We start from the raw sequence: 15,192 nt of genomic DNA, 5'->3' as shown, positions 1-15,192 counted from the left end.
ATTGTTATTAACCGCTGAGGCTGCATTTTGGATTCTTGCTATTTCCTTTCTGCTCCTTAGATATTGGTATAACAACACAAGGATCAGCCAGTTATTAATTACGCTGTTGCTAGCCAATGAAGGATGGATTATCTTTTTAGGCGTGATGGATTTTAAGCTTACAAGGATCCTATCTCCTTATCAACTTATCATCGCAGTGATTTTTCTCTATGCATTATTTTTCGGCCGTTCGGATTTACGGAAATTGGATCAGTATATGATGAAGAAAGTAAGGGCTTGGAAGGGGGAACCGCTTCCGGAAGCGGCGGGAAGCACAAACACCCCGCGAGTTTGGAATACGAGGGCTGGCATCGTAGGCTTTTTTAAACATTTGATCTTATATCTCGCGCTTCACGCAGCGGCAATGATCTATATAGGAGTTCTCAACAAACACATATTCAGTGAAGGATTGACCTTGGTTGAGCAATTCGTGCGGATCGAACAACTATTCTCATCCAATCGAATCATGAATACAGCAAGCGGGATTTGGACGACAGTGTTGATGGTAGAAATTATTTATGTGCTATTTTGTACGTTCACCCACAAAAATAAGGTATAGATAGGAGCAGCAAAGATACTTTGATTTCTCATGGAGAGAGGTGTCGGATATAACTAACAAGATTAAAGTTTTTTTAATCGAGGACGATCCGGACTGGATTAAAGGTATTCGGTGGCTGATCGATGAGGCGGAAGATATTGTCATTATTGGAACTGTTAACCATAAGTGCGATGCGCTCCCGGTACTTAAACACTTAGAAGTTGATATCGTATTGCTGGATGTAGTCCTGCGAAATAAGTCATGTGGCATAAGCTTAATTCAAAACATTCATGAAGTCCAACCCAATGCAAAAATTATTATGATAGGTGCAATGAATGACGGAAAGGTTGTTTGGGATTGTTTTTTGCAAGGCGCCATTAATTATATTGTGAAATCATCCGAGAGTAAGGAGATTCTCAAAGCCATAAGAGAGGCATATTTGAATAAGTCCTCTATTCATCCCTCGTCAGCCGCGGTAATTAGAAGCGAGTTTTGTAGCATGCGTAGAAATATGTTCAGCAAAATGTTAACAAATCAAGAAAAGCGAATCCTTGCACTTGTATTTCAAGGAAAGAAAACGACAGATATCCAGGAGTATCTTGGCATAGAGATTCATACGATTGAGAATTACATTGTTGGCATTAATAAAAAACTGCAGACGAAGAATCGGAAGGAAGCAGCTAGAGCTGCAAAGAAATTGGGAGTTTTAGAGGAATTCCTCCAAGTTTTATAGGAAGTAGAGTGAAAACCCCTGTGTGAAGATCAGGGGTTTTTTCTTTATACTCATCTCACACAGAGGTGTTTTTTTTAGAAACTACCAACAGAAAGACAGGCTTACCATTTCTATGTTTTTGAAATATATTTTACTTAAGATACAGATACTGTAGATCTGTATGCAACTGCTCTATTTGTCTGCCGGCCGGCGTTCAAATATATAGGTTACAAATAATAGATCCCTTAGGAGGAATATTAAATGGCAAATCAATTTGATCTGGATGTTCAGGTTAAAAAGACGAGTGGAGCATCACAAGCGGATTTTTGGACAAATTCTTGTTTCTGCTCTATTAGCTGTAATGCGACTTGCGGATGCCAACTTACAATTGGCTGTGTAACCAATAAAGCTACTTGGTGTGGGTGTGCTTAATTGAGTCATCTGATCAATCAATAGATGCTCGATTAAAGATGCAATCGTTTTATATGCATATCCTTATTTTGATAATATCGCTATTTAAATAGGAGGAAAATATAATGGTCAATGAATTTGATTTGGACGTTCAAGTTAACAAAACGAGTGGTATCGTATTAGCAAGTTTCCCAACAACAGGCTGTACCAATACATGCGTTTTTTGCAATCCCAGCAATCACCCATGGACATGGTTTAATTGTTAATCCTGCAACGATAGCATTGTTCTGAACAAACATGAAGGTGCTAGCCAGTCGAAAGATTGGCTAGCACTCATTCACATTGTAGGAGGAAATGAATGAGCCCAGTAATTGATGCGCCAGAAAAAATAGGGATAGAACCCAACGTTCTTTTTCGGACGCTGGATTTTTTTATGCTCAGAGCTCCTTTGCTTTCTTTAAACGACTACACCAAATACTTCCCGGCACAATGGACCGGACAAGAATCTCTTAGGAAAGAGACTTTGAACAATCTGATAGACCTCTCGCATGATCCGGTAATCCGGGAAGCTATTGCGGTGTCCAGTCCATCTTTGCTGGAATCTCTGCCAAATCTGGCTAACGATCAAAATCCTCGGAAGCAAAGCCAGGCAGTTAAAGGATTTATGCGGTATCTCTTACGAATGATGACACGTTCAACGCCGTTTGGATTATTTTCAGGTGTAGCTTTTGGGCGTTTCGATGAGCATAACAATCTTTTGGTTAAAGAAGCCGGATCTTTTCAGAAGCGTTCCAGGCCGGATATGGAATGGTTGCTTAAGATTATCGAGATGGCGGAAAGTAGAGAAGATGTAGTTTTCCAATTGCTCGTGCAGCGCAACCCGCTTAGTTATCGCCAGGGGGATCGTGCTAAGATTCCATATGCGGCCAGATATGGGAAACTGGGGGTAGGAGAAAACGATAGTGTTTCTGTTCGCGCCTCGGAAGTTTACGATCGGGTCATGGAGGAAAGCGCTGTTCCTATTCGCGTTTCGGATCTGATTGATCGAATTAAACTTCGATACGAAGGAGCAGAATTAGATACGATTCGTGCCTACGTGTGGCAGCTGTTCCAGCAGGAATTTCTGATTTCCGAGCTGCGTCCATCTACGACCTCAACAGATCCATTTTCTCATGTTTTGTCGGTTCTGGATGCAGTTGAGGGTCTGGATGAACTTCAAGCATCGTTGAAACGAATTGATAAGGAGATTCGCTTCTACGACTCGCTTCCTCTTGGTGTTGGAGAAGCTCATTTAACGCAACTACAGAACTCGATGAAGGAATTGGCGGACGTCAAATCTCCTTTGCAAATTGATTTATCTTTAAACACGGATTCAATCACATTGCCAAGTCGTGTCCGTCAAGACGTCGAACGGGCGGCTGATCTAATTTGGAGATTGTCCGCAGGCAAGCATAGTCATAGGCACTTAGAAGAATATATGAATGAATTTATGGAAAAATACGGTCAATATAGAGAAATTCCATTGTTAGAACTGTTGGATGAGGAGCTAGGAATGGGGGCGCCGGCCTCTTATCTAAATCCGCCTAGTTCCAGAGAGATTAAAAGACCTCTTCCTCCATTTAGCACAAAACGTGAATCTCTATTGCTCCAATGGCTAGTATCTGCCTTGCATAAGGGTGACACGGAAATTGCATTAACGAATGAAAGGATACAACAGCTTGCAGATGTTGAAAGCGGTACATCGAACGATTCCCTCGCTATGCCTTCTATGGAATTGTATTTCTCACTAGTAACAGACGCATCCGAGACCGTAGATGAAGGCGGCTATACGCTCATTTTGGGACCCAATCCAGGATCGGATGGGGCAGGGAAAACGTTCGGGCGTTTTATTGACTTGATGGACGAATCGTCGAAGATGATGTTCCCCGTGATCCAGTCGGAAGAACAACGCCAGGAACCGGATAAAATATTTGCAGAAATTTCTTATTTGCCCAGCGCGGGAAGAGCGACGAACGTAATATTAACCGAAAATTATCGTGAATATGAAATAGGTGTTGGCACGAATGTCAAATTATCGAAAGAGCGTACGATCAATGTATCTGATCTAGTCGTAGGTGTAGCCAATAACCACTTTTATATAAAGTCCAGTAAGCATGACGCCGAGATTATTCCAACGGCCGGACATATGCTCAATATTCAACGGACACCCAATGTATATCGTTTTTTAAGAGAAATCAGCCAACATCGTTATCATCAATGGGGGTTATTGGATTGGGGGCCGATGGCACAGTCGCCCTTCATACCGAGAATTCGCTATGAGAACATCGTGCTGACGCCGGCAACTTGGAAAGTGAAAGACGAATCTCCGGATTCGGACAATGAGCAAATAAAAGAGCAGTATGTGCAGCAATTTCGTAAAGAGTGGGACGTTCCACGATATGTATACCTGATCCAATTTGATAATCGGATCCTGCTCGACTTGGACAATCCTTTTCATATCGAAGTGTTGTGCAAAGATTTAAGAACATTTGGCGAAATCACACTAATTGAGCATTTTGGGGGCTTTGAGCAATCGCCCGTTCATCGTAGAGATGGACAACTGTTAGCTGAGTTCGTGTTTCCCTTGGTAAAAAGGTCCGTCAGAGAAGAAGATAAGGCTGTCCAACTACAACGAAATAAATCTGCCGATCTTCCGGCTATTCGTGCGACAGAGCGCATACATTTGCCAGGCAGCACATGGTTATATGGCAAACTCTACGGTTTGGATAGCAGACAAGATGAATTCATCGGCCGCAGTTGGATCGATTTTTGTCAAAGTTGCCGGCAATTGGAGCTTGTTGATAAGGTGTATTTTATTCGTTATGCCGATCCCAACAAACATTTGCGCATAAGGTTCCACATGGATTCAGAGGAGGCTCAAGCCACTTTTTTACCTAGGTTTCATGAGTGGTTAAACACATTGTACAAGGACGGATTCGTTTCTAAAGTTGTGCTGGATACCTATGAACCAGAGATTGAACGTTATGGCGGTCCTTCACTGATGATATTAGCTGAGCAGATGTTCACTTATGATAGCGATGTAACCGCCCACTTGATTCGTATCGTTCGGTTTACTCAACTATCGCTCAGTCTGGAAACTATAGCGGTCATGAGTGTGTTGGCACTGATGCGTCAGTTTGGATTAAATGAGGCAGAGATCAATGCCCTATTGAATAAAAATTTTGGGGCAAAAGATTATTTGGATGAATTCCGCGAACAGAGGCGGATGTTTTTAATATTGCTTGATCCAGAGCAACTGCAACTGGAATCCTCCTCGCCAGAAGCTTTAACGATTTATCAGATTTTGCAGCATCGTGAAAATGCCGTTAGGCAGTATGCATCGGAAGTAACTCGTCTAGAGGCAGAAGGACACTTAACGAATACAAAAGAAGACATTTTGTTCAGCACCATACATATGCATCTAAACCGCCTGCTAGGCATTAATCAGGAGAAAGAACGTAAAGTGATGATTCTCGCTCGACACTCGTTCGATAGCTGGATTCAATACCGGAGGAAACGATGATGACCGGGCAGCACGACGCGAATGCCCCTGGTTTGTCATCCATCAAGATGTCCTTCAAGCATGGCTTTCAATTCTTGAGCTTGCTCTTCCGCATGAATAAAAAGTACTTAAGTATAATTGCTATACTTTATGCCATTCAAGGATTTATGCCAATAGCGGTGCTGTTGGCAACGAAAAATTTGCTGAATAGCATTGCTATCTCTTGGGAAAAAGGTTTCCAATGGGCCATTATCCAACTAGCCATTTTTATTTTCGTTTATGTTGTGAAAAATATAATAACTTCAATCCAGACTTATGTAGAGAGTTTATTTCAGAACCTGTTGACTAATGAAATTAATGGAATGATTTGCGAAAAGTCCACTCAACTTGGCCTGGCCGATTTTGAAAATTCGCAAATTCAAGACCAGCTTAATCGTGCACAGCAGGAGGCTAATTACCGGCCTTATCAAATGTTTTCTCAGATGATGTCGATTTGTTCGGGAGTCATTACGATGGTCGCATCGGCCGTCATGCTCATATTCTGGGAGTGGTGGGTAGTATTCGCACTGCTATTCGTTTCATGTGCTTCTTTTTACTTTGTATTGAAATTAAATCGCGAACAGTTTCAAATGTACCTGGAGAGAACGCCGCAATATAGAGAGTCTTGGTACATTACTTATATTTTGTCCAACAATCAGGCTTTCAAAGAAGTGAAGATGTTTCAATTAGGCTCCTATTTGCTTCACCGGTACCGTTCTATCATTCAAGTTTTTTTTGAAAAAGACAAGCAATTAATGAAGAAAAGATTACGTGTCACTTTCATTTTCGACATGCTGGAATTGGCCGTGTTATTCGGAATTATCAGTCTGGCTCTTAGGGATGCTTATTTGCAAGTGCTGCTGATCGGCAGTCTATTCGCCTATATTCAAGCCATTACATTAGTGCAAAGCCAATCGCAGAGTGTTGTACAGTTAATTTTGCAGTTTTCTCAGAACAACCTGTATATCGAACAGTTACTGCTGTTTTTGCGAATTCGTTCTTCGGATCCTTCATTTCGCCAAATGGAGTCTCACACGAGACCTGTTTCATCAGCAAACTGCGATTTTCGAATCGAGCAGATTTCGTTTGAAAATGTTTCATTCAGCTATCCGGACAAAGACAAGAGAGTTATCGATCAAATTTCCTTGACGCTTCAACGGGGTAAAACGACTGCTATTGTAGGCAGAAATGGTTCTGGTAAATCGACGCTGATCAAATTACTCATGCAGCTATATGGCGATTATGAAGGGACCATCAAGATTAACGAACGCAACATCCAAAGCTTTAATTTAAATGAAGTGCAGCAAAAAATCGGAATCGTCTTCCAGGATTTTGTTCAATATGAGATGCCTGTTCGGCAAAATATAGGTTTCGGGTCTATAGATGATTTAAATAACGATAAGAAAATTTACGAGGCCAGTTCCTATGCCGGCATACAAGATCTTATTCAATCACTGCCGCAAAGTTTGGATACGCAATTAGGCAAATGGATGGAGGGCGGCTATCAGTTGTCGGGCGGGCAATGGCAGCGAATAGCGATTGCGCGTGCGTTCATGCGAAATGCGGATGTATATCTGTTCGATGAGCCGAGTTCATTTCTAGATCCGATGGCGGAGCGGGATTTGTTTGCGTTGTTCCGTCAACTGATGAAAGACAGAATTGGTGTTTTCATTACGCATCGTTATGCCTCAGCCCGGTTCGCAGACCAAATTATTGTGATGGAAGAAGGCCGCATGATTGAAGCAGGGACACATCGTGAATTGATGGTCCGGAATGGTGTTTATGCCGAGATGTACAATTTGCAAGCGAATTCGTTTCTTGACGAGGAAGAGTCTGAACCTATGGTGCATAAAGGAGTCGGTACTTAAATGAATACAGAATATTGTATAGACAGGCATTGGAAATCGGTATCACCGCAAGCACGCACGAAAATAATTCCGGTGATTATGAATATTGCCGAGAGGTATAAAGATCCTGAGCATGTTCGTACACTTATGCTGCAAGAACATCAAGAAGAATTGGATGGGAAACACATCAGCTCATGGGAAGATTTAAATCTTGCGATGGGTTTTTCCGGTATTTGCTTGCTGCTCGGTCAGATGGACCGACTTTACCCCGAAGGCGGTTGGGATTACGTCGGGCATCGTTATTTGCAGCTTATTCAGAAAACATTAGAAGAAAAAGGCGTCTACTCCATGTCTGTTTGGAGCGGTCTTTCCGGTATATTAGTAGCTATTCGCTCCCTCTCCAGAAACGGTACACGCTATCAAACCATGACGGATACGCTAACCAACTTAATGGCGGACTCGCTACAGGTCACTTTCGATCAAATGCGAGGCCGATGGCTGGATGATTTGCAAATGAGCCAATATGATGTAATGGAAGGGCTGGCCGGTATTGGCCGCGCCGTATTGCTGTTTCCTGACAATGCGAGGATGAAGTCGGTTTGGCAAGAAATTGCCGAGTTTTTTCATCAAATGTCCGGGACGATAGATTTGAATGGCCAAAAGGTTCCAGCGTGGTATGTGTCTTCGAAAAACCAATTTCTTTCGCACGAAAAAGTCATATATCCTAACGGGAATTTTAATGTAGGCATGTCCCACGGGATTACCGGGCCTCTGTCATTTTTGAGTCTGTCGAAGCTTCATGGTATGGAATATCCATCTATGGAAGAAGATATTCGGCGATTGGCGGATTGGGTCTGTGAATGGAAATCAACAGATTCATACGGGTTGATTTGGCCGAAACGGCTTCCTTATGAAGTTTGGGCTTCGGGTAGTCTTGATGCTAATTCAGTAGGCGAAAATCAGGAATCGTGGTGTTATGGAACCCCGGGTGTTGCACGGTCATTATGGTTAGCCGGTAAAGCGGTACAAAATGATACCTATGCGCAAGTTGCCGTTGACGGATACTTGGGTATTTCCAATCGGCCGAGAGAAAAATGGGGCCTGTATTCAGGGACGTTTTGCCATGGGTTGAGCGGATTGCTTCATACCGTACAAAGGATGTACTCGGATACTGGCGTCGATGAATTTGGAAATTTGAGAGATCGTCTTGTTGATGAAGTGTTGAAACTGTATGAACCAGATTCGATGTTTGGATATTATGACTATGATCAGTCCAAAGGATATCTTCGTAAAACGAATCAAGCCGGCTTATTAAATGGCGCAGCCGGGACTGCATTGGTTCTGGCATCATTATTGGGAAATGAAGAACCTGATTGGGATGCCGTTTTTCTTATTCGATAACAAACCAAAGGTATTTACAAACACGTTGGCCTATTTGCTTTGGTTAAATCCGTAACAGACCGGGATGCTTCCGGATACTGGTGCGGATTTCATTTTTTTATATGACAATTGCCATTCGTATTAAAACTGCCAGTTGATTTTGCGTGAAGTCACATGAAGTCACAGCCATAAGAGAAAAGGCATGACTGAATATATGACTAGAAATATGACTTAATTCACCTGTTTTTGAAGAATTGCGCATATATAATGAAGCCAGGATGATATTGGAAATTCCAAAGTAAGGAGTGTGGATGGGAAAGAGAGTCAAGAGAGAACTAGAAAAAACATAAAAATTTCGTTTTTAGTTTATGTTTTGTTAAGAAATAACGTTTATGATGAATAAGTACGAATCAGGGATTTACTGGAAACGAAGCTGGTGATAGGGGAGAAGTGATGATGAAACAATTTACGAATTTTTCGATGAAAAACATAGCTGCAGTATTCATTATTATGCTGTTGCTAGTCGTTGGTGGTACTTTCTCAGCGACATCACTCAAGGTAGAAAGTATGCCGGATATTACATTTCCGGTCGTTGCGATCAGCACTACGTACATTGCACCTCCGAAGGATGTGCTTGATGACGTAACGAAGCCATTGGAGAAAGCTGTAGCTGGTCTGGATGGATTGAAGACGCTGAAATCTGACTCGCAGGACAATCACTCTCAGGTTATTCTAGTATTAAACCAAGACAAGAAGCCTGAAGATGTAAAAAAAGACGTGGAGAGTCTGATCTCCAACGTTAAGCTTCCAGAAGGTGTAGAGAAGCCAAAAGTATTAACAGATGGATTTGCTTCCTCTCCGGTCTATTTTCTGGCCGTATATGGCGATGAAGGCATGAATCAAGTAGAGCTTGATAAATCTTACAAGGACACGATTCTGCCTGGTTTCAACAGTTTGAAAGGTATTGACCATGTAGATTCAGTAGGTAATCAGGAAGCAACGCTGACAATTAAGTTGGATGCGCCGGCACTTAGCAACTACAATTTATCGCCAGGGGAAGTAACGGATCTCATTAAATCCTCCCTCGTATCAAGCCCTGCCGGCAATGTGGATTTTAACGGAAACACACAAATGGTTCGGATAAAAGGTGAGTTCAACACTATTTACAACTTGGAAAATTTGACGATTACAACGAAAACAGGCGTTACACTTCAGCTAAAACAAATTGCTAAAGTAGAGGCAATCAGCGAGTCAAAGTTTATAGCTAGACTTGATGGCAAGCCGGCAATCGGTGTTCTTCTATATAAAACGAAAGCGGCTAATGCTGTAGAATTTGCTGATGCAGCCGATAAGCTTATGAATGACTGGGGAAAAACGCTAAGAGGCGTGAAATTCCAGATTGTTTACAACAGCGCAGTTGATATTAAACAATCCATTCACGGTATGGTGCAAGAAGGTGGGTTGGGTGCTGTTCTTGCTTCCTTAATGATACTGATCTTCTTAAGAAATATACGGATGACGTTAATCGTACTCGTGTCTATTCCTTTATCCATTCTAGTAACGCTATTGGTTATGGGGCCGCTGGGCATCTCTCTTAACATCATGACACTCGGAGGGATGGCCATTGCAGTCGGTCGGGTTGTGGACGATAGTATCGTTGTTATTGAGAATATTTACAGTCAACTGCAAAAAGCCCAAGAACGGAATGAATCCGTTATTAAATTAGCTACCGAGCAAGTATCCAGTGCAATTACGTCTTCAACCATTACAACTGTAGGCGTATTCGGACCAATTGGATTTGTCAGCGGGATTATTGGCGAAGTATTCCGTCCGTTCGCCATCACACTTGTCGTGGCGTTAATGTCTTCCTTAATAGTAGCCTTAACTGTAATACCAATGCTTGCCAAGCTCCTGGTTCTTAGCGGCAAGAAGGCCACACAACATGATGAGAATCATGTAGGTCCTATGGGGATGCGGTATAAGAAAGCACTTGTGTGGTCACTTAATAATCGAATCAAAACATTATTGATAGCAGGTGGCGTGCTCCTGCTTTCCATCGGTGTAACAATTCCTAATCTTGCCGTATCTTTAATGCCTGATAGTGAAACGGTTCTGCAAGGGAGTATTGGCATTAAAATGCCAAGGGAAACGTCCATGGATATGATGAGTGAAAAAGTAAAGGAAATTGAAGGGATTCTAAAATCCTATAAAGACAAAACGGGCCAACCTTCGTTCAAATACGTTGAATCACTGGTTGGATATAATCAAAGTGAGGATAGATATGCCTATAGAGCGTCATTGTTCTTTGAGTTAAGTAAGGCGACGAATTCGAAAGAAGCGATCAAAACATACAAAGCAGACATGTTGCAGCAGCTTCCAAAAGGTTCGGATGTAGAAATCGAATTGTTTACCGGCGGTCCTCCAGATTCCGGCGGCTCGGATTTCTCTTATTCACTGAAAGGAGACGACCAACTCTTTCTCCAGCAGGCAGCTTTAATGATTAAAGAAAAGTTAAAAGAATTTCCCGAACTGAGCGATGTTAAAGACAGCTTGAGCGATTCCAAGACTGAAGTCGAAATCATTGTCGATCAGAACAAAGCAAGGTTGTACGGGTTGTCGGCAGGCCAAATTCTGCAAACCGTCAATAGCTGGATTGCAGAAGAAAAGCTGGGCGATTTGAAATTTGATAACGTAACCTATGTCACGAAAGTGATGCTGAATCCAGTTTACAAAAATTCTGTGGATAAAATGGGTCAATTCTTGGTAAAGACACCTTCGGGGCAGACGGTTCAATTAAACGAAGTAGCCAAAGTGAATCAAATCGAAGCACCAAACACCATTTCACGTGAAGACCAATCACAAGTGCTAAACGTTAGCGCGAAAATCGATAGTCCGGATAAGGGCGGCGTCAGTGCAAAAGTGTCTGCCGAACTAGCCAAACTGGAGCTCCCATCAGGGATTACACGTGAAGTAAAAGGTGTGTCCGACGATATTAAAAAGAGCTTTAATGAAATGTTCTTAGCCATCATTGCTTCGGTATTCATTGTGTACATGGTCATGGTTATTGCTTTCGGAAATGCCAAAGCGCCATTAGCGATTCTGTTCTCCCTGCCTCTGGCCGCGATAGGAGGGCTCTTGGGATTAATATTGACTGGTGAATCTGTGAATATCACTTCTCTGATCGGTTTCCTCATGTTGATTGGTATTGTCGTAACGAATGCTATCGTACTTGTAGACCGCGTACAGCAGCTTAGAGAGCATAATTACTCGATTCGCGATGCGCTTGTGGAAGCAGGAATGACAAGGATCAGACCTATTATCATGACTGCAGGAGCTACGATTATTGCACTATTGCCCTTAGGTCTTGGATTATCGAAAGGTACGGTCATCTCCAAAGGCTTGGCTGTTGTCGTTATTGGCGGTCTTACGACTTCAACGCTGTTAACGCTCGTTATTGTCCCAATCATGTATGAAATCTTATTCAAGAAAAGCGAAGCCCGTTTATCCAAGTTAAAAGGAAAATCGGACGTCAGTCCATCGGAGCCAACAGCAACAGCTACTCACTGAGGGTGAAATCCAGTACCAAGAAAACTCTAAGCTGAACAGGGGAAAAGGAGAAATCGAACATGAAACGTCAGTTGCTTACGGTTAAACAAAGTGTCAAATTATTCGGTATCGTCGCGTTGAGCGCGGCGATCGCCGCTGGTTGTTCCGCAGCTCCCGCTGCAAGTCCTACGGGCACGCCATCAGCTGCACAGCAGCAAGAAAAAACGGTAAAATCAGCTCCAATCAAGAAATTGAAAATTGGTGAGCCGATTGAGCAAGTCGGAGATGTTGTGTCTTCCGTACAGCTAGATGTTGTAACCAAAAGCAGCGGAGAAGTCATCGAAATCGTGAAAAAACGCGGCGAGAAGGTAGAGAAGGGCGATGTTCTCTTCCGTTTGGATCCAACGGATACGTTGATCCAGAAAGATTTGAATGCAGTAAGTTTAAAAGGGGCGCAAGAGGGTCTCTCGTCTGCTAAACAAAATGTGGCAAATGGGATCGCGGATGCTAAAGACGGCGTGTCTAAATTGGAGACGGCAGTAAGTGATCTAGAGAAGATATATAATAAAGCTCGCAATGATTACGATCAAGGCCTTGTTACCAAAAGTCAGCTCGAACAAGCCGAAACAAATTTGAACAATACAAAGAAGGATTTGGATAGCGCACGCAGAAAACTTAAAGCAATGCAAGATACCAACTCCCTTTCTCAAGCAGAGACAGCTTATGAATCCGCACAAGTCAGCAGCCGCAGTATTGAAAGAACACTTAGCAATCTTGAAGTGAAAGCTCCGGCATCAGGCATTTTAACGGATCTGACGATCGAAGCGGGACAGACGGTTGCCCCAGGCGTTAGAGTCGGTGAGGTCCAGCAAACCAATCTAATAAAAATTAAATCCCAGCTCACGGAAACAGCAGCTAATCTTGTCAGAGGCAAAACTGAACTCATTTTCTATATTCCTGGAGTAACGGAAAAAGCCTCGGCAAAAATCGCGTATCTTTCCGATGTCATCAATGGAAAAACCAATGCCTATGATTTGGAATTATCGGTTGATAATCCGGATGGCAAACTCAAACCGGGTTCTAAAGCTCAAATCCAATTAACGAAAGAAGATGAGCAAGTTGTTCCTGTTGTTCCTTCGTTAAGCATCGTCCGTGAGGGTGGCGATTCCTACGTGTATATTCTGAATGGCGATACGGCACAGAAACGCAAGGTAGAATTAGGCCGCCTCAATGAAACGAGTCAGGAAATTATTTCCGGGGTTAAAGAAGGCGAAATCCTTGTTATTTCCGGTCAACATCAACTCAAAGATCAAGATAAGGTGAAGATAGCTAACTAAAGCGCAGTAAATCTTAGGAGGAGAACCACGTGAACAAGACTATGAAAAAGACGTTAACGACGATCGCACTAACCGCTGCGCTTTTTACGACAGCATCTTTGCCGGCTTGGGCCGCTGAAGTACCCAGCACGGTGAGTACCGCAGCTGCGGTTGCCAGCTACAATTTGAAGGATGCGATTGATGTAGAGATCAAAAGCATTCTGAATGAACATGACTCGGATAAAACAAAGCTCGGCGCCGTCATCCGAATCAAAAATACGAGCGGTAAAGTAACGAGGGTGCCCGATTATGAACTGCGTGTTCGCATGGCAGACGGTGTAGAGTACACCCTGGAGCCAAGCAGCAAAAATCCAAAGTCGATTCAACCCAAAAGCCAACAAGAGCTGAGCTACCTGTCCACCGTTGATCGTAGCGATGATGCAGCTCTCTCAGAAATTAGTTTTGTTGATGTGGATTTGGAAGTATATCCGAAAAAAGAAACAACATTGCTGACCGTTGCAGCGGATTCTAGCATGGTTTGGAATGGAAGCAACAGCACAATTACGAATCAGTCGTCCATATTGAAGTGGGGTGAGCCTTTCGCGCTGCCATCTCTGCATTCCCCGATTCAGTTTGTTCCCGTAGATATTCATAAGGAAATCACAGCAAAAGGGGTATCGACGGTCGTACAGATTCAAGCGCTAAATCCAACTACAGAACGCCAAACTGTTCCTAGCTTCGGTATCGACGGAAAAACTGAGAGTTCCGTATATTCCGGCAACCGCGCAGAAGCATCTGTCACACTGGATCCAGGCGAGAAAAAATTTGTGCACGTTGTAATTCCTTCTGATCTGGACACTGAATTCTCAAGTCTGAATGTCGTTACACCGGAAAAATTCGCTACAGCGAATGGGGAAGATGCGTATCGGGTTGGCCGGGTCAACATCCTGCTCCCTACTGGCGCAGTGACGCTGGGCGTGATTCCTGCTCCAGACTATAAGCTTGGAACACCAGTGAAACTGGATTCTACGAATAAATACGTGCCGACAAACGTGGATATTTCGCTGGAGGAACTGCACATTACGTCGAACGAAGATGACGGCTTCAACACGGCAGTAGCTAAGTTCAAAATGACGAACAACAGCGACAGGCCGATTCCTATACCTGCTATTCAAACTGAGCTTATTAGTAAGGATGGATACGCTTATGCGGGAAGCAGACAGGCGAAAACCGCGATCAGCGTCGTTCCTAAAGCTTCCTATGTAGTTAGCTATGCTTATGCGTTGCCTTCCTCGGAAACAGGAGAGGGCTTGAAAATGAATCTATACAGCAATCAGGCTAGTGGAGACACTGCTTATAAATCTCTGCTGGCAACAGCGAAAGTGCCTGTTCAGAAAAATGAGCCTACCAGCGATGCTCTCAAGCTCTACCCGTACGACATCAAGATCAAAGATTGGTCGATTTCAGCTCTCATCCAAGCCAATATGTCATATAACTACAAGCTCAAGCTGAATCTTGACATTGCTCCTGATAAACAAGTAACGGCAGACGCCTTTAACAACAAGATGCTTATCGAGCTGTTCGATAAACAAAATAATCCGGTTGGGAACACGAAGGTATCGTTGTCAGGCGAAGGTCGGATATACAGCGGAACCAATACGATCGATTTGAATGCAAACTCCTCACAACTGGATTACCCGCTCACCATAAAAATATATGAAACATTCCCAGGGGAAAACGGAGAAACGGTTAAACGTCTGTTGACTACTTTGAAGCAATAATAGGTAAGCCGCATGAAACGCTCGTGAAGAGCCATCATGCGG

Annotated in this window: 10 protein-coding genes; all 10 read left to right on the top strand. The window is 43.1% G+C overall.

All coding sequences use genetic code 11. The features are described 5' to 3' along the window. Position 1 precedes the first annotated feature (1 nt). The gene (locus ABRS97_RS02545; RefSeq protein ID WP_367811318.1) at positions 2 to 598 is read left to right on the top strand and encodes a hypothetical protein; all 597 of its coding nucleotides are present in this window, start codon (positions 2 to 4) and stop codon (positions 596 to 598) included. 40 nt (positions 599 to 638) lie between these two features. Next, complete coding sequence (locus tag ABRS97_RS02540) at positions 639 to 1,310, top strand: response regulator (protein WP_367811317.1); 672 nt, start codon at positions 639 to 641, stop codon at positions 1,308 to 1,310. 240 nt (positions 1,311 to 1,550) lie between these two features. Continuing rightward, positions 1,551 to 1,721, top strand: coding sequence for an FDLD family class I lanthipeptide (locus tag ABRS97_RS02535; protein WP_367811316.1), 171 nt, complete (start codon positions 1,551 to 1,553; stop codon positions 1,719 to 1,721). Between the two features lie 104 nt (positions 1,722 to 1,825). Further along, positions 1,826 to 1,966, top strand: coding sequence for an FDLD family class I lanthipeptide (locus tag ABRS97_RS02530; protein ID WP_367811315.1), 141 nt, complete (start codon positions 1,826 to 1,828; stop codon positions 1,964 to 1,966). 92 nt (positions 1,967 to 2,058) lie between these two features. Next, positions 2,059 to 5,262, top strand: coding sequence for a lantibiotic dehydratase (locus ABRS97_RS02525; RefSeq protein ID WP_367811314.1), 3,204 nt, complete (start codon positions 2,059 to 2,061; stop codon positions 5,260 to 5,262). After that, a complete protein-coding gene (locus ABRS97_RS02520; protein WP_367811313.1) occupies positions 5,259 to 7,148 on the top strand; it encodes an ABC transporter ATP-binding protein in 1,890 nt (629 codons plus the stop codon). Before ABRS97_RS02525 ends, ABRS97_RS02520 begins: the two co-directional genes overlap by 4 nt. Then, positions 7,149 to 8,528: a lanthionine synthetase C family protein gene (locus tag ABRS97_RS02515; RefSeq protein ID WP_367811312.1), complete on the top strand. Its 1,380-nt coding sequence runs from the start codon at positions 7,149 to 7,151 to the stop codon at positions 8,526 to 8,528. A gap of 435 nt (positions 8,529 to 8,963) precedes the next feature. Continuing rightward, positions 8,964 to 12,074 carry an efflux RND transporter permease subunit gene (locus tag ABRS97_RS02510; RefSeq protein ID WP_367811405.1) on the top strand — a complete coding sequence of 1,037 codons (3,111 nt, stop codon included), beginning with the start codon at positions 8,964 to 8,966 and terminating at the stop codon, positions 12,072 to 12,074. A gap of 59 nt (positions 12,075 to 12,133) precedes the next feature. Then, a complete protein-coding gene (locus ABRS97_RS02505) occupies positions 12,134 to 13,390 on the top strand; it encodes an efflux RND transporter periplasmic adaptor subunit (protein ID WP_367811311.1) in 1,257 nt (418 codons plus the stop codon). 29 nt (positions 13,391 to 13,419) lie between these two features. Further along, the gene (locus tag ABRS97_RS02500) at positions 13,420 to 15,150 is read left to right on the top strand and encodes a hypothetical protein (protein ID WP_367811310.1); all 1,731 of its coding nucleotides are present in this window, start codon (positions 13,420 to 13,422) and stop codon (positions 15,148 to 15,150) included. The last annotated feature ends 42 nt before the right edge of the window (positions 15,151 to 15,192 follow it).

The organism is Paenibacillus tabacirhizosphaerae, assembly GCF_040812395.1.
In the GTDB taxonomy this organism is placed as follows: Bacteria; Bacillota; Bacilli; order Paenibacillales; family NBRC-103111; genus Paenibacillus_E.
This window is presented reverse-complemented; position numbering and strand designations above follow the sequence as displayed.